This window comes from Pseudomonas sp. NPDC047961 (genome assembly GCF_050272435.1).
Classification (GTDB): Bacteria; Pseudomonadota; Gammaproteobacteria; order Pseudomonadales; family Pseudomonadaceae; genus Stutzerimonas.
The window spans coordinates 580,805-600,328 of the sequence record NZ_JBNNMD010000002.1 but is presented as its reverse complement, the minus strand read 5'-3'; the positions used below and the strand labels follow the sequence as shown (position 1 = coordinate 600,328).

Sequence of the window (19,524 nt, the reverse complement as noted above, 5' to 3'; positions counted from 1 at the left end):
GCTACGGTCGAGGGTTGGGGCGGCAGTTTATAGCGTCGGCCGTGTACCCTGAAGCCCAAAGCCTGTGTCGGAGCTAGCCGGGATCGTGGAATGTGCTGGGCGCGCCCGGTGCCAGAGCGACGCTGATTGCCGCGCGTGTCGCAATATCGATGCCTTCGGTAGCCACGTCGGCAAGAAAGTCGATCTGTTCCTCGGTGATGGTATAGGGCGGCAGGAAGTACACCACGCTGCCCAGCGGGCGTAACAATGCGCCACGTTGCAGAGCGTGCTGGTAGACCTTCAAGCCGCGGCGTTCTTGCCAGGGATAGGGAGTTTTACTGGCTTTGTGCTGCACCATCTCGATGGCAACGGCCATGCCGGTCTGGCGCACCTCGGCCACGTTCGGGTGATCGCTCAGGTGTGCAGTGGCCTTGGCCATGCGGGCTGCCAACACTTTGTTGGCCTCTAGGATGTTGTCCTGCTCGAAGATGTCGAGGGTGGCCAACGCCGCCGCGCAGGCCAGGGGATTTCCGGTATAGGTGTGTGAATGAAGAAAGGCCCGTAAGGTCGAGTAATCGTCATAGAACGCCTGGTACAGCTTGTCGGTGGTCAGCACAGCGGCCATGGGCAGATAGCCGCCGGTCAATGCCTTTGACAGACAAAGGAAGTCCGGTGTGATCCCGGCTTGCTCGCAGGCAAACATGGTGCCGGTGCGGCCGAAGCCTACCGCAATCTCATCATGGATGAGATGCACCTCGTACCGGTCACAAGCCTCTCGTAGCAGCTTGAGGTAGATCGGGTGGTACATGCGCATGCCGCCTGCACCCTGGATCAGGGGTTCGACGATCACTGCTGCAATGTCGTCATGGTGCTCGGCCAGGGTTTGCTCCATATGGGCGAACATGGTGCGCGAATGCTCTTCCCAGCTCACGCCGTCTGGACGCAGGTAGCAATCCGGGCTCGGTACCTTAAACGTGTCCAGCAAGAGCGGCTTGTAGGTGTCGGTGAACAGCGCCACATCGCCTACCGACATGGCTGCGACCGTTTCGCCGTGGTAGCTGTTGGTCAGGGTGACGAACCGCTGCTTGCCTGGGCGTCCGATATTGCGCCAGTAGTGGAAGCTCATCTTCAGCGCGACTTCAATGCCGGTCGATCCATTATCGGTGTAGAACACCCGATCGAGCCCGGCAGGCGTGATGTTGACCAGCCGCTCCGACAGTTCGACCACCGGCTGGTGGCTGAAGCCGGCAAGCATGACGTGTTCGAGCTGATCGAGCTGGTCTTTGATGCGTTGATTGATGCGTGGGTTGGCGTGCCCGAATACGTTGACCCACCAGGAGCTGACGGCGTCCAGATAGCGTTTCCCATCGAAATCCTCAAGCCACACGCCTTCGCCGCGCCGGATCGGAATCAGAGGAAGCTGCTCGTGATCTTTCATCTGAGTGCAGGGGTGCCAGAGCACGGACAGGTCACGCTGCATCCAGCTGTCATTCAGGCTCATCGTTGCTCCTTGGTATAGACATCGGCGCAGCCTAGCAGAAACCGCACGGTGGTCCGTTCAGCGAAAACGGACCTATCTACCGGGCCGATATTTTGAAACGAAAAAATGCGATTCATTTCGATCTGTTAGCCGTTAGGCTAAGCGCGTTAATCAGTTCGGGACTTAGCAATGCAATGGCGAAACTCTTCTACTAACTACGGTCTGGTCAGCATCACGATGCACTGGCTGGTAGCGGTTGCCGTAGTCGGCCTGTTTGCGCTGGGTTATTGGATGGTCGGGCTGACCTATTACAGCAGCTGGTACCGCACGGCGCCGGACATCCACAAAAGTATCGGCTTGCTCTTGCTGGCCCTGATGATTCTGCGCGTCACCTGGCGCTTCCTTAGCAGCGGCCCAGCGCCACTTGCTAGCCACGGCCGATTGACGCGGTTGGCGACCAAGGCGGGTCACGGCGTGCTCTACCTTGGGCTGTTCGCAGTGATGATTTCGGGCTACCTCATTTCCACGGCAGACGGCCGCAGCATCAGCGTGTTCGGCTGGTTCGAAGTGCCTGCGCTGATCACCTCGATTCCGGATCAGGAAGACATAGCCGGACTGATCCACGAATACCTCGCCTGGGGACTGGTGATTTTCTCCGGTCTGCATGCCCTGGCGGCTCTGAAGCACCATTTCATCGATCGCGATTCGACGCTCAAACGAATGTTCGGACGCGCCGATGCCTGACAAACCTCGAAAGGAGTACTCCATGTTGAAGAAAAGCTTCGCTGCACTGGCCCTGGGCTCGATGATGCTTGCTGGCCAGGCGTTTGCCGCTGACTACGCGATCGACACCAAAGGCCAGCACGCCTTCGTTAACTTCAAGATCAGCCACCTGGGTTATAGCTGGCTTTGGGGCTCCTTCAGGGAGTTCGACGGCAGCTTCAGCTTCGATGCCGCGAAGCCTGAAGCAAGCAGCGTGAAGGTAACGCTGGAGACGGACAGCGTCTTTTCCAACCATGCCGAGCGTGACAAGCATCTGCGCAGCGAGGATTTCCTGAACGTCTCTGAGCACCCAACGGCGACGTTCGAGTCCACCTCGGTCAAGCCGACTGGTGACGGTACTGCAGATATCACGGGCGATCTGACCCTAAACGGCGTCACCAAGCCGGTGATCATTGCGGCCAAGTTCCTCGGTGAAGGCAAGGACCCATGGGGCGGCTACCGTGCAGGCTTTGAAGGCACGACGACGCTCAAGTTGAAAGACTTCGCTATCAAAATGGATCTTGGACCGGCTTCGCAGTCAGTCGATCTGATCATCTCGGTCGAAGGCATCCGCCAGTAATCGACAATAGTCACCAGGCGCCGGCGTAAGCCGGCGTTCTGCTTTTTGTGCGGTGGTCAGGGCCGCGTCCAGGCATTTTGCAGCGTTCTTGGCAGCATCGGTATCAGCGCAATAGCCCGTCGGAGAGGCAATCGCCTGTTTACAAACACTACTGCACGTAAGTATATTCGTCGCATTCTGCCATTCGAGTCTGCCCAGGCTGTTCTGCTCTAGGGCCATTTGTTCAATGAGGTCACTCCCGATGCTGATCAAACCAGCCAGTGCTGTTCTGATTCCACTTTTCGTCGCCGTAGCACTGCTCAGCGGTTGTCAGGACGAACAAGCGGCGGCGCCGGCGGGGAAGCCGGCCCCTCAGGTTGGCATCGTGACACTCGGAGCTGAGCCGTTCGAACTGACAACGGAGCTGCCGGGGCGAACCACAGCCTTCCGCGTTGCCGAGGTCCGGCCGCAGGTCAGCGGCATCATTCAGAAGCGCCTGTTCACAGAAGGGAGTGAAGTAAAGAAGGGCCAGCAGCTCTATCAGATCGATCCGGCCGTATACGAGGCCACCCTGAAAAGTGCTCAGGCGCGGCTGGCGTCGGCCAAGTCGCTCTCTGATCGCTATGCGCTGCTGGTCAAGGAACAGGCGGTGAGCCAGCAAGCCCATGATGAGGCCCGGGCTGCGTCTCTGCAGGCCCAGGCCGAGCTGGAACGGGCGAAAATCGATGTTCGCTATACCAAAGTACTAGCGCCCATCTCCGGGCGTATAGGCCGCTCCGCGGTGACCGAAGGGGCGTTGGTCAGCAATGGCCAGGCGCAGGAGTTGGCGACCATCCAGCAGCTTGATCCGATCTATGTCGATGTGACCCAGCCGGTGCAGGACTTGATTGCCCTGCGGCGCGACCTGGAAAGCGGCCGGCTGCAGCAGGCTGGCGACAGCGCGGCCAAGGCCCGGCTGATCTTGCCGGACGGCTCCGAATATCCGCATGACGGTACGCTGGAAGTCTCCGAAGTGTCCGTGGACGAAGGCACGGGTTCGGTCACCATCCGCGCCAAGTTTCCGAATCCAGAAAAGGAGCTTCTGCCTGGAATGTTCGTTCACGCGCGCTTGCCGGCCGGTGTTCGAGAGCAGGCATTGCTGGTGCCTCAACAGGGCGTTACCCGTGATGCTCGTGGAGAGCCGACCGCGATGGTTGTAGGCGCCGACAATAAGGTCGAACTGCGTCAGATCAAGACCGAGCGTGCAGTCGGTAATCGCTGGCTGGTGAGCGAAGGCTTGCAGCCAGGTGATCGCGTGATTACCGAAGGGCTGCAGTTCATTCGTCCAGGTGTCGAGGTCAATGCGCAGCCAGCCGGTAACGTCAAGCAGGCCGGGCAGAGCAATGGCCAGGCTGGCGCAGCCGCCGCTGGCCAAGAGGGATAACCAGACATGTCCAAGTTCTTCATCGACCGGCCCATCTTTGCCTGGGTGATCGCCCTGGTGCTGATGCTTGCCGGAGCGTTGGCGGTTCTCAAGCTGCCAGTCAACCAGTACCCGAGCATCGCGCCGCCGAACGTGTCGATTTCGGTCAACTACCCCGGCGCTTCAGCGCGAACGGTTCAGGACACAGTTGTCCAGGTCATCGAACAGCAGCTCAATGGCCTCGATGGTCTGCGTTACATCTCATCGGAAAGTAACTCTGATGGCAGCATGACGATCAACGTGACGTTTGAGCAGGGCACCGACCCTGACATCGCGCAGGTGCAGGTACAGAACAAGCTGCAGCTCGCCACGCCCCTGCTCCCGCAGGCGGTTCAGCAGCAGGGCATACGCGTGTCGAAATCGGCGCGTAACTTCCTGATGGTGGTGGCGCTGGTGTCCAAGGACGGGCAACAGAGCAACTTCGACCTGGCCAACTACATCGTTGCTAACGTGCAGGATCCAATTTCGCGTACCCCTGGCGTCGGAGACTTCCAAGTGTTCGGCGCGCAGTACGCCATGCGGATCTGGTTGGACCCAGCCAAGCTGCAGCAGTACCAACTGACCGCAGTGGACGTCCGGTCTGCGATCCAGGAGCAGAACGTCCAGGTTTCATCCGGTCAGCTTGGTGGTCTGCCGGCGGTGGAAACCCAGCAGCTTAACGCCACCATCATTGGCAAGACCCGTCTGGAGACGCCGGAGCAGTTCGAGAAGATCTTGCTGAAGGTTAACGCCGATGGATCACAGGTGCGCCTGCGTGACGTGGCCAAGGTCGAGCTCGGCGCCGAAAGCTATGCAATTCGCGCCGAGTACAACGGCCGGCCTGCAGCAGGTTTGGGGATACGCCTGGCGGCGGGTGGCAACGCGCTCGATACCGCAACAGCGGTCCGTCAGACGATCTCCGAGCTGGAGCCTTTCTTCCCGCCTGGCGTCGAGGTGGTTTACCCCTACGACACCACACCGGTCATCTCGGCCTCCATCGAAGGCGTAGTCCACACGCTGATAGAAGCCTTCGTACTGGTGTTCCTGGTGATGTTCCTGTTCCTGCAGAACCTGCGGGCCACGCTGATCCCGACGCTGGCTGTGCCAGTGGTGATCCTCGGCACTTTCGCGATCCTGCTGACGTTTGGATACAGCATCAACACGCTCACCATGTTCGCCATGATTCTGGCCATCGGTCTGCTGGTGGACGATGCCATCGTGGTGGTGGAGAACGTCGAACGGGTGATGCGCGAGGAGGGGCTTTCGGCGCGGGAAGCGACGCGCAAGTCGATGGGTCAGATCCAGGGCGCGCTGGTAGGCATCGGTGTGGTGCTTTCCGCTGTACTGTTGCCGATGGCGTTTTTCGGTGGCTCTACCGGGGTTATTTATCGTCAGTTCTCCATAACCATCGTCTCGGCCATGGTGCTCTCGGTCCTGGTCGCGCTGATTTTCACGCCAGCGCTGTGCGCCACCATCCTCAAACCGCATAGCGGCGATCATGAGGGCAAGCGCGGTTTCTTCGGCTGGTTCAACCGCACCTTCGAGCGCGGCACCCTGCGCTACGAGCGTGGTGTGAAAGCTGTGTTGCGGCGCAAGGCGCCCTATCTGCTGATGTATCTGCTCATTGTCGGCATCATGATCTGGATGTTCACCCGCATTCCCACTGCCTTTCTTCCCGAGGAAGACCAGGGTGTGCTGTTCGCCCAGGTGCAGACGCCTGCCGGTTCGACCGCGAGTCGCACCCAGGAGGTTGTCGAACAGATGCGGGATTATCTGCTGACCGAGGAAAGCGAGACGGTCAATTCGGTGTTCACCATTACCGGCTTCAACTTCGCGGGCCGCGGGCAGAGTTCAGGCATGGCCTTCATTATGCTCAAGCCATGGGAAGAACGGACCGAGCCCGGGCAGGGTGTCTTCGAGCTGGCTGAGCGTGCCCAGGGGTACTTCTTTAGTCTTCGCGATGCCATGGTGTTCGCCTTTGCGCCGCCTGCGGTGATGGAGCTGGGCAACGCCACCGGTTTCGACGTATATCTGCAGGACCAGGCCGGGCTCGGCCATGAAGCCCTGAGCAAGGCGCGTGACCAGTTCATGCAGCTGGCCTCAGAGAACCCAGCGCTCACCGGCGTTCGCTTCAACGGGATGCGCGACGAGCCGCAGTACCGCCTGATCATCGACGACGAAAAGGCGCGTGCTCTTCAGGTTTCCCTTGCCGCGATCAACGACTCCCTATCGATTGCCTGGGGCTCGAGTTACGTCAATGACTTTATCGATCGGGGTAGGGTCAAGCGCGTCTACATGCAGGGCGAACCCACTTCGCGTATGAACCCGGAGGATCTCGGCAAATGGTATGTGCGCAACGCCGCAGGCGAGATGGTGCCGTTTACTGCCTTCGCCACCGGTGAGTGGACGTATGGCCCGCCTAAGCTGACTCGTTTCAATGGCGTGCCGGCGATGGAAATTCTGGGAGCGGCTGCACCAGGCTACAGCTCCGGTGAGGCCATGGCGGCGGTCGAGCGGATCGCCGCGCAATTGCCGGCTGGCATTGGGTTCTCATGGACTGGCCAGTCCTACGAAGAGCGTTTGTCGGGATCGCAGGCGCCGGCACTGTATGCCCTGTCGCTGCTGGTGGTGTTCCTCGCGCTCGCGGCCCTGTACGAAAGTTGGTCGGTTCCGCTCTCGGTCATGCTCGTTGTGCCGCTGGGTATTGTTGGCGCGCTGGCGTTCACCATGGGCCGCGGGTTGTCCAATGACGTCTTCTTCCAGGTCGGTCTGTTGACCACCGTAGGTTTGTCGGCGCGTAACGCAATCCTGATCGTCGAGTTCGCCAAGACCTTGCACGAGCAGGGCATGACGCTAACCGAGGCGGCGATCGAAGCCTGCCGCATTCGTTTACGTCCTATCATCATGACCTCACTGGCATTCATGCTTGGCGTACTTCCGCTGGCGATCTCCAGCGGGGCGGGTGCCGGCAGCAAACATGCGATCGGTACAGGTGTGATCGGCGGCATGCTCAGCGCCATGCTGTTGGCGATCTTCTGGGTGCCGTTGTTCTATGTCCTGGTGTCTTCGCTGGGTAAGCGCAAAAAGACTGTGGGCGACGAGCAAAACGGAGAGGCGCAATGAACAAGTCAGTACTGAGCCTGGCGCTGATGGCAGCGCTGAGCGGTTGCTCGTTAATGCCTGATTACCAGCGCCCCGACGCACCAACGCCCGAGTCCTGGCCCGAGGGTGAGGCTTACATCGGCTCTGCCAGTGCGGTGAAAGGGCGACAGATGGAGATGGAGTGGCAGGCCTTCTTCAGGGATCCCGCGCTGCGTGAGTTGATACGCGTGGCCCTGGAGAACAACCGCGACCTTCGGGTTGCGGCGCTAAATGTCGATGCGTATCGCGCGCTCTACCGTGTTCAGCGGGCCGATCTGCTGCCGCTGGTAAGTGGCGACGCGGCCGGCAGTCGTACTCGAACGCCTGGAGATCTGAACCAGACCGGCGACGGTGCCATCAGCAGCCAGTACAGCGCGACGCTCGGTGTCTCGTGGGAACTGGACTTGTTCGGGCGCCTGGGTAGTCTGCGTGAACAGGCGCTACAGCAGTATTTCGCCACCGAGGCAGCACAGCGGAGCACCCGGATCAGTCTGATCGCGAGCGTTGCCAATGCTTGGCTGACCTTGCAGGCCGATCAGGCTCTGTTGCAGGTGAGTCGTGACACGCTGAATGCTTATGAGGAAAGCCTCTCACTTACTCAGCGCAGCTTCGATGTCGGCGTAGCCTCGGCGCTCGAGTTGAGCCAGGCGCGCAGCGCGGTCGATACCGCGCGAGTGGGAATCGAGCGTTATACCCGCCAGGTTGCCCAAGACCGCAACGCCCTCACGCTGCTGCTTGGCCAGAGCGTTCCGTTGAACTTGCCGGCCGATGGTCGGCTGGAGCGCGACCTGCTGGCCACGGTTCCGGTGGGGCTACCGTCGGACTTGCTCTATAAGCGTCCGGACATCATTCAAGCTGAATATCAGCTACGCGCTGCCAACGCGAATATCGGGGCGGCGAGGGCAGCGTTTTTTCCGCGTATCAGCCTCACTGGCGCGGTAGGTACCGCGAGCAGTGAGCTGTCCGGGCTGTTCGATGGTGGCTCCAGCTACTGGAACTTTTCTCCGAGCATCAGTGTGCCGATCTTCAATGCCGGGCAGCTGCGTGCCAACCTCGACTACGCCGAGATCAGCCGCAACATCCAGGTGGCGCAGTATGAACAGGCGATCCAGACGGCGTTCCGTGAAGTGGCGGACGGGCTGGCGGCCCAGGCGACTTATGTTCGCCAGTTGCAGGCTCAGCGTGACTTGTTGGAGACCAGCGAAGACTACTATCGTCTCGCCGAGAGGCGTTACCGGACGGGCGTAGACAGCTACCTGACGTTGCTCGACGCACAGCGTCAGCTGTTCGAAGTGCAGCAGCAGTACATCAGTGACCGTCTGGCGCAGATGATCAGCGAAGTCGAGTTGTTCAAGGCGTTGGGCGGCGGTTGGGATGCAAATGCCGAGGCTATCCCTGGGCCAGGTTGAGTCTGTCTCGCGACGCTTGCCGTCGGTCGATGGTGTGATTATCGAGCCAACGCTCAAACAAAAACGCCGCCTTTGAGGGCGGCGTTTTTATTCGTGCTGCGTTTCAGCGATTGCGGGTCAGCAATGCCGGCTTCTCGCCGCGAGGCTTGGTCGGCAGCTGTTCCAACTGCTCAATGCTGGGCAGTCGGTCCAGTTTCGACTCCTTGTGGATGATGACCGGCTGCTTTTCCTTCGGCTTCTCCGCAACGTCCCGGCGGGCACCACCGCTATCACCGTCGATCCGACGCCCTTCGTTCTTGCGGCGTGGCTGCGCGCCACGTGCAGGCTGCCCTTGACGCTTGCCTTTACCTTGAGCGCCTGCACCGGCAGCGCCGCTGCGTGGGGCTGCCGCGGCACGTGGCTGGCCAGTCGGTTGAGCCGGTTGAGCCGGCGCGCCGGGACGACGGCCACGTCCCTGCTTGTTCTGGTAGGGACTGACATAGTCGACGCTGTTGCCGAAGTTATCGACTTCGTCATCAAGAAATTCGTCCGGAGCGCGATCATTCGGTAGGCGAGGCGGACGGCTCACCGGAGCTGCAGCTGTCTGCTCTGCCGAGCCCTGAGCTGGACGCGCACTGCGCGGCTTGTTGCGCCCGCGACGGTTGCGGTCGCCCGCTTTCGGCTCGCTGGCTGCAGTTTCGGTGGTTTTGGCGGCGCGCTCGCCCCGAGGTTTGCGTTCACTGTTGCGAGCAGGACGTGGCTGGCGCGGCTCACGGACTTCCGGCTTCTCCGCTTCGATGGTGGTGGCGTCGAAGCCCAGCAAATCGCCGTCCGGAATCTTCTGCTTGGTCATCCGCTCGATGCCCTTGAGCAGCTTTTCCTCGTCGGGTGCAACCAGCGAAATCGCTTCACCGCTGCGGCCAGCCCGACCGGTACGCCCGATCCGGTGAACGTAGTCTTCCTCGACGTTCGGCAGCTCGAAGTTGACCACGTGAGGCAGCTGGTCGATGTCCAGCCCGCGCGCGGCGATATCGGTGGCGACCAGGATACGTACCTGGTTGGCCTTGAAATCCGCTAGCGCCTTGGTACGCGCGTTCTGGCTCTTGTTACCGTGAATCGCGACTGCCGGCAGACCGTGCTTGTCGAGATACTCGGCAAGGCGGTTGGCGCCGTGCTTGGTGCGGGTGAACACCAGCACCTGTTCCCAGGCGCCTTTGGTGATCAGATGGGCCAGCAGGGCGCGTTTGTGCGTCGATGGCAGACGAAAAACACGCTGCTCGATACGCTCGACGGTTGTGTTCGGCGGTGTGACCTGGATTTTCTCCGGCTCGTGCAGCAACTTGCTGGCGAGGTCGGTGATGTCCTTGGAAAAGGTCGCCGAGAACAGCAGGTTTTGGCGCTTGGTCGGCAGCTTGGCGAGGACCTTCTTGACGTCATGGATAAAGCCCATGTCGAGCATACGGTCGGCTTCGTCGAGGACCAGAATCTCCACGTGGGAAAGGTCGACGGCTTTCTGGTTAGCCAAGTCGAGCAAGCGGCCCGGGCAGGCGACAAGCACGTCGAGGCCCTTTGCAATGGCTTGAACCTGCGGGTTCATGCCGACGCCTCCGAAGATCACCGCGCTTTTCAGCGGCAGGTCGCGGGCGTACAGCTTGAAGCTATCGTGTACCTGGGCGGCGAGCTCGCGTGTCGGCGTCAGCACCAGTACGCGCGGCTGGCGCGGACCGTGGCGGTGCTCGCGGTCAGGATGGCCGCCCGGGAAAAGAATTTCGAGTACGGGGAGGGCAAAGCCACCGGTCTTGCCGGTTCCCGTCTGTGCAGCGACCATCAGGTCGCGTCCTTGCAACACGGCGGGAATGGCCCGCTGTTGCACCGGTGTAGGCTGGGTGTAACCGGCGGCCTCGACGGCACCGGCCAAAGCCTCGGAGAGACCGAGGGAAGCAAAGGACATGAGTAATCCTGTCTTGTGTAGGGCGTTGCCCTGGGATGGTCATGCCTGGCTCGAATCGCGACTGGCGTGCGATCCCGTCCGGTCCTGCCGCATCTCTACGATAACGACATCCGGGCGTAAGCCTGGCGGAAGCGCGGAGTATAACAGAGCCTGTTAACGCCGCATTGGTAGGACAGTGTGGCAGTTCGCAGGTTCATTGGCCAGCTCCCTGTTTCGCAGGGAGCTGAGCAGTTCAGCGAACCAGCTTCAAGTTTTCCCAGACGGCCAGGCTGGGTTCGGCCTGGTTCAGGGTGTAGAAGTGCAGCCCAGGCGCGCCACCGGCGAGCAATTTCTCGCACATCTCGGTGATCACTTGCGTGCCGAAAGCCTGGATGCTCTCCATGTCGTCGCCGTAGGCTTCCAGCTGCTTGCGCACCCAGCGCGGAATTTCCGCACCGCAGGCGTCGGAGAAGCGCGCCAGCTTGCTGTAGTTGGTGATCGGCATGATACCCGGGACGATCGGCGTATCCACGCCCAGCTTGCGCACGCGCTCGACGAAGTAGAAGTAGCAGTCGGCGTTGAAGAAGTACTGGGTGATGGCGCTGTCAGCACCGGCCTTGGCCTTGCGCACGAAATTGGCCAGGTCATCTTCGAATTGGCGCGCCTGCGGATGCATCTCCGGATAAGCCGCGATTTCGATATGGAAATGATCGCCCGTTTCGGCGCGAATGAATTCCACCAGCTCATTGGCATAGCGCAGCTCGCCGCTGGCCATGCCCATGCCGGAGGGCAGGTCGCCGCGCAGGGCGACGATGCGCTGGATCCCGGCATCCTTGTAGATGTTCAGCAGTTCGCGCAATTCAGCCTTGGTGTCGCCAACGCAGGACAGATGCGGCGCCGTGGAGACCTTCACTTCGCCGTCGAGCTGCAGCACGGTATTGAGGGTGCGATCACGCGTCGAACCGCCGGCACCGTAGGTGCAGGAGAAGAAGTCCGGTTTGTATTCGGCCAGGCGCCTGGCGGTGGCCAGAAGTTTTTCGTGCCCGGCGTCGGTCTTGGTCGGGAAGAACTCGAAGCTGAAGCTATGGCTACGTGTTTGTGACATGACAATTCCTTTCGGCGATCAGCCACACCGCGCTTGACCGAGCTGGCTCGTGCAAAGCGCTGGTGCGGCTCTGGCCGTTATTAGTAGCGGTAGCTATCCGGCTTGAACGGACCTTCGACTTCCACGCCAATGTACTCGGCCTGGGTCGGGGTCAGGCGGGTGATGACCCCACCGAAGCCCTTGACCATTTCGGCTGCGACTTCCTCGTCGAGCTTCTTCGGCAGCACCATCACGGTGACGTTCTGGGTCCTTTCAGCGACAGGCAGGTCAGCGAACTTCTCGTTGTACAGGTGAACCTGCGCCAGGACCTGGTTGGCGAACGAGCCGTCCATGATTCGGCTCGGGTGGCCAGTGGCGTTGCCCAGGTTCACCAGACGGCCTTCGGCCAGCAGGATCAGGTAATCGTCATTCTGCGCATCGAAGCTGCCGGCGCCGGTGCGGTGGATCTTGTGCACCTGCGGCTTGACCTCTTCCCACGCCCAGTTCTTGCGCATGAAGGCGGTGTCGATCTCGTTGTCGAAGTGGCCGATGTTGCAGACCAGTGCGCGCTTTTTCAGCGCCTTGAGCATCCCGGCGTCGCACACGTTGGCATTGCCAGTGGTGGTAACGATCAGGTCGATCTTGCCCAGCAGCGCGGTGTCGATGCTCGCATCGGTGCCGTCGTTCAGGCCGTCCTTATACGGGGAGACCAATTCGAAGCCATCCATGCAGGCCTGCATGGCGCAGATCGGGTCGACTTCCGAAACCTTGACGATCATGCCTTCCTGACGCAGCGACTGCGCCGAGCCCTTGCCCACGTCGCCGTAGCCGATCACCAGTGCCTGCTTGCCGGAGAGCAGGTGGTCGGTGGCGCGCTTGATGGCGTCGTTGAGGCTGTGACGGCAGCCGTACTTGTTGTCGTTCTTGCTCTTGGTGACCGAGTCGTTCACGTTGATCGCTGGAATCTTCAGGGTGCCTTTCTTCAGCATGTCCTGCAGGCGGTGTACGCCGGTGGTGGTTTCCTCGGTGACGCCATGCACGCGCTCGAGCACTTGTGGGTACTTGTCGTGCAGGATCTGGGTGAGGTCTCCGCCATCGTCGAGGATCATGTTGGCGTCCCACGGCTGGCCGTCCTTGAGGATGGTCTGCTCGATGCACCACTCGTACTCTTCTTCAGTCTCGCCTTTCCACGCGAATACCGGGATGCCGGCGGCAGCGATGGCGGCAGCGGCCTGGTCCTGAGTGGAGAAAATGTTGCAGCTGGACCAGCGAACTTCGGCGCCGAGCGCGGTCAGCGTCTCGATCAGCACGGCGGTCTGGATGGTCATGTGAATGCAGCCGAGGATCTTCGCGCCTTTTAGCGGCTGCTCGTCAGCGTACTTGTGGCGAAGGCCCATCAGGGCGGGCATTTCGGATTCGGCGATGATGATCTCGCGGCGACCCCAGGCAGCCAGGGAAATGTCGGCGACCTTGAAATCGTTGAAACCTGCAGGCGTCATGACAGCGCTCATTGAAGAGTTCTCCATTCGTTTTGTGCGAATGGGCGCCGTTGATGCGTATGGTTAACGCCCTATCCGAGCCTGACAGACCCCCTGAAGGTAAGCCTGCTGCAGCGCCCCTCGGACAGGTGGCGGGCACGGCCGAGCAGTGTCGGCGGTGTAGAGCCCGGCGATTATAGCTGTGACCGCGAGCAATCCCAAGCCCGGCGCAGTGCTCTCGGTCAGTGACCGCCGCCGCTGTCGCGCGTGCAGATCTGGCGGACCAGCCGACCGATGCTCAATCCCTGGACCAAAATCGAGAACAGCACGATGAGGTAGGTGATGTTCAGCAGCAGATTGCGTTCGTCGCTTGCTGGCAATGCCAGCACCAGCGCGACAGAAATTCCGCCTCGCAGCCCACCCCAGGTCAGGATGCGTACCGTTCCATTGGGCAGTGCGCGACCCATCTTTCGCAGCAGCAGCGCGGGCGGCCCGACGGCCACCAGGCGCGTGCCCAGAATCAGCAGTGTGATGCACAGTGCGATCAGCAGGTATTGCGCGCTGAAGGGCAGCAGCACCAATTCCATGCCGATCAGCACGAACAGCACCGCGTTGAGGATCTCGTCGAGCAGCTCCCAGAAATTGTCCAGGTTCTCCCGGGTATGATCCGACATCGCGTGGCGCCGCCCCTGGTTACCGATGATCAGGCCGGCCACCACCATCGCGATCGGGCCGGAAAGGTGCAGATGGGTTGCCAGGGTGTAGCCACCCAGGACCAGCGCCAGTGTCAGCAGGACCTCCACCTGGTATTGGTCGATGCTCTTGAGCAGGGCAAACGTCAATGCGCCGAGCAGCGCACCGAGCAGCATGCCGCCGCCGGCTTCCTCGACGAACAGCCAGACAGCCTCACCCGCGCCCGGAGCCTCCCCCCGCGCTAGCACACCCAGGAGCACGGTGAAGACCACCACCGCGACCCCGTCATTGAACAGCGACTCACCGACGATGGTGGTTTCCAGCGCTTTTGGCGCGCCGGCCGAGCGCATGATGCCGAGCACGGCGATTGGGTCGGTCGGTGAGATCAGCGCGCCGAACAGCAGGCAGTAGATCAACGGCGGCTGCAACCCGAACAGATCGAGGATCCACCAGCTACCGAAGCCGATCACGGCAGTGGAGAACAGGACGCCTACGGTGGCCAGCAGACCGATCGCCCAACGGCGGGCGCGCAAATCGGCCAGGTTGATGTGCAGTGCGCCGGCAAAGAGCAGAAACGACAACATCCCATCCATCAACAGATGGTTGAAGTCGATCCGGCCAACCAGGGTTTCGATCTGCGCTTCCAGCAGCGGCAGGCCCAGCATGGTCAAACCATGAAGCAGCAGCGAAAACACCAGTGCCGTGGCCATTACGCCGATGGTGGGTGGCAAGCCGATGAAACGGTAGTTGAGGTAGGCGAGCAGTGCGGTGAGGCTGATGAAAATGGCCGAAAGTTCGAGCATGAGGTCCTCAGGGCAGCATCGATGGGCGAATGCAGAGTGGACTAGGTTTCGACGCAAATGGTGCCAGGCGAATCGCGAACTCAGCCACGGCCTGAAGGGTCGAACGATAAGGTTCGGTGAACCTCGCCGGGCGAGTGATCCTTTCAGGAGCTGCCAACATGAACCTCTTGTTTCGTTCTGTTCTGCTAGCCATTGCTGCCGGGCTGAGCCTGCCGGCTGCCGCCAATTCCTGCTACGTCAGCGCCGAAACCTCCGGCGCAGTGCCGCCGCCGGTGGCGACCGAAAAGTGTTTTCGCTACGAGGGCATGCAAGACAACAACATCGACTGGGTCTGTCAAAACAACGAGGCGGTGAAGAATTCTCGCCGGGAGATCCTCGAAAGTTGCCCATCCGGTCACTTCGGCGTGTGTACTGCAGCGTTGACGCCCGCGACGCTGGCCAACGAGCGCGCCACTGGCAGTCAGGCTACCAGCACGCCCGCGCCCACCACGGTGCCCGAGCAGGCACGCATCGTCACCTTCTACTACAAAGCAACGGACCACGCCCAGGCCAAGGTCGACTGTGAAAGCGCGGGTGGTGAATGGTCGCAGTAGGCTTGTGACGTTTGGTGATACGGCCGGCAGGGGCGATAATCGCCGGCCGTTGTATTTCCGAGTGGTAGAACCATGAAGCTGTTGCCGTTGAGTGTGTCGCTGGTCGCCGTGTTGGCGCTGTTGGCTGGCTGTGATCGTATCGATCCCAACTCTCCGCTCGGCAAACGCAAGGCGATCTATCAGCAGATGCTCGACGTCAAAGAGGACCTGGGCGGCATGCTGCGCGGTCGCTTGCCGTTCGATCCAGAAGGCTTCACCAGCGGAGCGGCGAAGCTGGATCAGCTATCCCGCCAGCCCTGGCAGCATTACCCGGAAGTGAAGGAAGCGCAGAGCGATGCGCGCGACGATGTATGGCAGCAGCAGACGCGATTTAACCAGATGGCCCGAGAGCTAGAAGCCCGAACTGCCGCGCTCGTTGCCGCGACCACTCAGACGCCGGTAACGTCCGAAAGCGTCGCGCCGGCGTTTCAGCAGGTAGAAGACGCCTGCGAAGCGTGCCACAAGGAATTCCGCGCTTATTGATCGAGGCGGCACACCGATCAGCGCTTGGCCGCTTCCAGCTCCTTACGGGCCTGATCCAGGCGTCGTTTGCTCACTTCGATCACCTGCTGATCACCAGTTCCCAACGCCTCGCGCAGCTGCGCTTCGCGCGTCGTAGCCAGGCGCATCGCGCGTTCGATCTCGGCGTGGTTGGGTTGCAACGGGACCACGCCGCTGCAGCGCTCGGTCAGGTGTTGCAGTTGAGCCTCTAGTAACGCGCGCTGGCTGCTATCGCCCTTCAGGCGTGCGTCCTTGATTTGCTGGCTGATGCGCTCGCGCGGTTCGCTGCAGGCCGCGTCCGTCTCTGCCATTGCCATCGTTGGCACACTGCAACAGAGACAGATCAGCAAATACGCGAAGGGATTGTGCCGGCCGGTCATGCACAGGTCCTTTTTGTTGTTGTGATGTCATAAGACTGGAGTCCAGCGGTGAAGTGCCCTCAGAACCCGGCAATCCCGACCTCATGCAGTTGCTGACGCAGCCGGAGGATTTCCGGCGCCGTGAAGAAGGTCCGAAGCTGCTTAGCGCGTTTCGACCCGATACCGGGCGCCGCCTGCCATTGCGACTGGGAGATTGCGTCCAGGTCGCTCCAGCTGTCGGCCGGGATTGCATCGGCACCCGGTGGCGCGCCGAGCGCCCGTAGCCAACTGGCGAGAGGACGGGCGCGTGCCAGCTGAAAACTGGCGACCAGTGTGCTGGCGCTGGCTTCGCCGATACCTGGCACTTGTTGCAAACGACGCTGATCGAGGTGCAGCCAGTCAAGCAGGTCATCGACCAGCCTGGCATCCACCAATGCCTGCCAAGTCCCCGGTCCCAGGTGGGGCAGGTCGAGCCCTTTCTTACCGCTGAGCCAGACAAGGCGTGCGATGAACTGCTGCTCGCAGCCAGGGCTGGCTTGCCAGCAACTCAGAAAATGGTAGTCGCCGGGTGCGGGCGCCTCGACTCGCCCCCGCCGCTGCTGCATGCGCCAAACGACACGCTCGAAGCGCGGAATGGTCAGGCCGGCCAGGGCGATCGCGACTTGATCGTCAGGTTGTACGTCTGCCTGCTGCCAACGCCTCACGGACCCGAGGCTGACGCGGCTGACAAGGCGGTCATCGAGCTGTACCGGCTCCAGCTGCAGTACCGGTGTGATTCTGCCGCTGCGACCGATGCTGAATGTCACCTCGCGCACCCGGGTAACGGCCGTGCGCAGCGGATATTTCCAGGCAATTGCCCAGTGCGGCGGCTGGGCCTGCCAGCGGGAGGCGTCCGGGCGCTCGCCCTGGCGCAGCACGATCCCATCACTGGCGAACGGAAGACTATGGCGGAACCAGTGGTCACGCCAATGGCCAGCTTGTTCCGCAGTTTCCAGCGGCACGGTCAGCGCAGCGCTTTCATCGAATCCCATCGCCACCAGGCCGGCGAGGCGAGATCGCATGTCGGCCGGGCCGTTGGGCCAGTCCCAGATGAACAGGCCGATCTGTGCGGCGGTCGCCTCATCCAGCACCAACCTCGCCATCGCTCCGGTGACCTTGCTGCGCGCCCCGGCACTGCCGGCTTGCGCTTGCACATGGTCCAGCAAGCGCCAGTACAGCTCGCCCTGCAGGATCAATTCTTTTTTGATCGGCAGCTGCAGCGGTATGGCCTGCAGTTGCCGGGCGCGGTCGGTCCAGTCCTGTCCATGGCTGCCGTCGCCGCGGCTCACCACCCGGACCAGTGAACCCTGTTGGTAATGCAACGTTACCGCGACGCCATCGACTTTTGGCTGGACCCACACATCCGAGCGGGCCGTGAGCCAGTCCTTGGCCGCTTCGGCATCGGCAAGCTTGGCCAGGCCGGTCTGGGCGACTGGATGGGCAACGGGCCCGTCGCTGCCGTCCAGCGGGTTTGCAGCTGTTGCTGCGCTGTCAGTCGCAAAGCAGGCTTGCCATTGCTCCAGACGCTGCCGGGTCTGGTCGTAGATTTCGTCGTCGACCAGCGAGAGACCGCGCCGATGGTAGGCGTCGTCCCATTGCGCCACCTGGGCGGCCAAGGCTGCGATCTCCGTTTCAGCGCGGCGGTTCGGCCAGTCAGGGCAATCCGCCATTGCCAGGCAGGAGAAAGTACAGAGTGCTGTCGCAATCAAGCGCTGCATAGAAGAGCATCCTTGCTCGTTGAGGTCGCCCATTCTGCTCCGCAGGGTCAGCTGAGGCCGTGCGCTAGCGCATGTTGAACAATTCCTGATGGAAATCGCTGGCTGGCAGGCCGTGCTCGGTCAGGTCTTGGCGCAGTTTGCTGCCGAAGCGGGCCGGCCCGCAGAACCAGACGTCACGCTGCAGCCAGTCTGGCACCTCTTGGCGGATCTGGTCAGGCGTGAGTCGACCATGCTCCCTGGCCACCTGTACGTGCAGACGTATCCGGGCGGACGCAGCGAGTGCTTGCAGCTGCGCGATGAAGCGTTGGTCCGGTGCGCTGGTGCAATAGAAAAGATCGATGGTGTTGTCCTTGCTGCTGCCCGCCAGCGCCTGTAGCCGGCTCATGAACGGGGCGATTCCAATGCCGCCCGCTACCCAGATTTGCCCCGCTTTGTGTCCGCTAAAATCAAAGCAGCCGTAAGGGCCTTCTACCGTAACCGCATCGCCGTTGTGCAGGGTTTGCGGCAATCGACGGGTGTAGTCCCCGAGTCCCTTGATCGAGAAGGAGAGCTTGCCGTCGTTCTGCCAGGCGCTGGAAAGACTGAAGGGATGTGGTCCTTCCTTTTCCTCAAAGCTGGCAAAGGCAAATTGCCCGGGTTTGTGGCCGGGCCAGGGCCCTTCAAGCGATACATTCACATGCAGGACCTGATTGTCGGGGTGATAGGTCAGGCCATCGACGCGGCCCACAACCTGATGTGCGCGTCCGACCTGGCGCAGCAGCGAAACAGTAGCGGCAAAGGTCCCGCCAATAAGCAACACGGCTATCACCGCACCCAGTAGTGACGGCCAATAGGCGGGTGGCATCAGCATGAGGCTGTGTACCGCCAGCACCAGATAGACCAGTGCCAGCCAGCGATGGGTTTTGAAGAACCAGCGGTACGGGAACTGTTTTGTCAGTGCGAGAACAATCAGTAACGCGGCGACATAGAAGGCCCATTCACCGATGTCCTCAGCGAACCCCCGTTGCCCATGCAGCCAGCCGAGCAGGCCATCCTTGGCTTTGCCGGCGCCGCGTCGGGCAGGGGCTGCGAGCCAGCCCAACCCCACCAGCCATTTCGGAATCTGCGCCCAGCCCCAATGTACGGTTGATACCACCAACACGCCGATTCCCAGCCATTTATGCAGCCGATAGCTCTTGTCCAGGCCACCCAGCAGGCGCTCCAGCCACTGGGGGCGGATGGCGAGGTAGATCGCCACGCTCATTGCGCTGATGGCAAGAGCGCCACTGTAGTGAACCATGTCTGCGCGCAGCGGCCAGAAACGGGGATAGCCGTCAGTGATGCCGCCCGCAGCAGCGAGCCAGAGAAGGGTCACGGTGATGAACGATGTGACTAAGGCCAGTCTGATCCGTTGCATGGCGGTCCCTCTGCTGTGATGAAGCATGAGAAGCATGCGCTTGCGATGCAGTGGTGGGCATGATCGTTATCAACGGCATTGATTAGTGAGCTAATTAACTGCGTCGTACAATCGCCAGCCAAATGTTTTGCGGAGTGATTC

General features: G+C 61.3%; 15 protein-coding genes and 1 riboswitch. Of the genes, 7 read left to right on the top strand and 8 right to left on the bottom strand.

The annotated features are described in order from the left end of the window. Positions 1-73: 73 nt before the first annotated feature. Positions 74-1,480, bottom strand: coding sequence for an adenosylmethionine--8-amino-7-oxononanoate transaminase (locus ACQKIK_RS09015; RefSeq protein ID WP_499135658.1), 1,407 nt, complete (start codon positions 1,478-1,480; stop codon positions 74-76). 168 nt (positions 1,481-1,648) lie between these two features. On the opposite strand from ACQKIK_RS09015, the gene ACQKIK_RS09010 reads away from it, so the two are divergent. From ACQKIK_RS09010 to adeC, 5 genes are all read left to right on the top strand, one after another. After that, complete coding sequence (locus ACQKIK_RS09010; RefSeq protein ID WP_499135657.1) at positions 1,649-2,203, top strand: cytochrome b; 555 nt, start codon at positions 1,649-1,651, stop codon at positions 2,201-2,203. A 22-nt stretch (positions 2,204-2,225) separates the two neighbouring features. Further along, positions 2,226-2,801, top strand: a complete 576-nt coding sequence (locus ACQKIK_RS09005) for a YceI family protein (protein ID WP_499135656.1) — start codon at positions 2,226-2,228, stop codon at positions 2,799-2,801. Positions 2,802-3,042: 241 nt separating this feature from the next. Continuing rightward, a complete protein-coding gene (locus tag ACQKIK_RS09000) occupies positions 3,043-4,203 on the top strand; it encodes an efflux RND transporter periplasmic adaptor subunit (RefSeq protein ID WP_064480813.1) in 1,161 nt (386 codons plus the stop codon). A 6-nt stretch (positions 4,204-4,209) separates the two neighbouring features. Next, positions 4,210-7,344 carry an efflux RND transporter permease subunit gene (locus ACQKIK_RS08995; RefSeq protein WP_499135655.1) on the top strand — a complete coding sequence of 1,045 codons (3,135 nt, stop codon included), beginning with the start codon at positions 4,210-4,212 and terminating at the stop codon, positions 7,342-7,344. Then, complete coding sequence (gene adeC, locus ACQKIK_RS08990) at positions 7,341-8,771, top strand: AdeC/AdeK/OprM family multidrug efflux complex outer membrane factor (RefSeq protein ID WP_241529436.1); 1,431 nt, start codon at positions 7,341-7,343, stop codon at positions 8,769-8,771. Before ACQKIK_RS08995 ends, adeC begins: the two co-directional genes overlap by 4 nt. Positions 8,772-8,874: 103 nt before the next feature. Here the strand turns inward: adeC and rhlE2 are convergent, their stop codons facing one another. The 4 genes from rhlE2 to ACQKIK_RS08970 form a co-directional block, all read right to left on the bottom strand. Further along, the gene (gene rhlE2, locus ACQKIK_RS08985; RefSeq protein WP_499135654.1) at positions 8,875-10,701 is read right to left on the bottom strand and encodes an RNA helicase RhlE2; all 1,827 of its coding nucleotides are present in this window, start codon (positions 10,699-10,701) and stop codon (positions 8,875-8,877) included. A 232-nt stretch (positions 10,702-10,933) separates the two neighbouring features. Next, a complete protein-coding gene (gene metF, locus ACQKIK_RS08980) occupies positions 10,934-11,785 on the bottom strand; it encodes a methylenetetrahydrofolate reductase [NAD(P)H] (RefSeq protein WP_499135653.1) in 852 nt (283 codons plus the stop codon). Positions 11,786-11,865: 80 nt separating this feature from the next. Next, positions 11,866-13,275 (bottom strand): adenosylhomocysteinase, encoded by a 1,410-nt coding sequence (gene ahcY / locus ACQKIK_RS08975; protein WP_499135652.1) that lies wholly within the window; start codon positions 13,273-13,275, stop codon positions 11,866-11,868. Between the two features lie 23 nt (positions 13,276-13,298). Next, a riboswitch (S-adenosyl-L-homocysteine riboswitch) is annotated at positions 13,299-13,391 on the bottom strand. A 93-nt stretch (positions 13,392-13,484) separates the two neighbouring features. After that, on the bottom strand, positions 13,485-14,738 hold the full coding sequence (locus ACQKIK_RS08970) for a cation:proton antiporter (RefSeq protein ID WP_045423758.1): 1,254 nt from the start codon (positions 14,736-14,738) through the stop codon (positions 13,485-13,487). 158 nt (positions 14,739-14,896) lie between these two features. Between ACQKIK_RS08970 and ACQKIK_RS08965 the strand changes: the two genes are divergently transcribed. Together ACQKIK_RS08965 and ACQKIK_RS08960 are read left to right on the top strand one after the other, a co-directional pair. Next, positions 14,897-15,331 carry a hypothetical protein gene (locus tag ACQKIK_RS08965; RefSeq protein ID WP_045423760.1) on the top strand — a complete coding sequence of 145 codons (435 nt, stop codon included), beginning with the start codon at positions 14,897-14,899 and terminating at the stop codon, positions 15,329-15,331. 72 nt (positions 15,332-15,403) lie between these two features. After that, a complete protein-coding gene (locus tag ACQKIK_RS08960; RefSeq protein ID WP_499135651.1) occupies positions 15,404-15,853 on the top strand; it encodes a c-type cytochrome in 450 nt (149 codons plus the stop codon). A gap of 17 nt (positions 15,854-15,870) precedes the next feature. On the opposite strand, the gene ACQKIK_RS08955 is transcribed toward ACQKIK_RS08960, so the two are convergent. From ACQKIK_RS08955 to ACQKIK_RS08945, 3 genes are all read right to left on the bottom strand, one after another. Then, positions 15,871-16,251, bottom strand: a complete 381-nt coding sequence (locus tag ACQKIK_RS08955; RefSeq protein ID WP_499135650.1) for a DUF1090 family protein — start codon at positions 16,249-16,251, stop codon at positions 15,871-15,873. Between the two features lie 59 nt (positions 16,252-16,310). Then, entirely contained in the window at positions 16,311-17,987 is a 1,677-nt protein-coding gene (ligB, locus tag ACQKIK_RS08950; protein ID WP_499135649.1) for an NAD-dependent DNA ligase LigB, read from the bottom strand. A gap of 64 nt (positions 17,988-18,051) precedes the next feature. After that, the gene (locus ACQKIK_RS08945) at positions 18,052-19,383 is read right to left on the bottom strand and encodes a ferredoxin reductase family protein (protein WP_499135648.1); all 1,332 of its coding nucleotides are present in this window, start codon (positions 19,381-19,383) and stop codon (positions 18,052-18,054) included. Between the last annotated feature and the right edge of the window lie 141 nt (positions 19,384-19,524).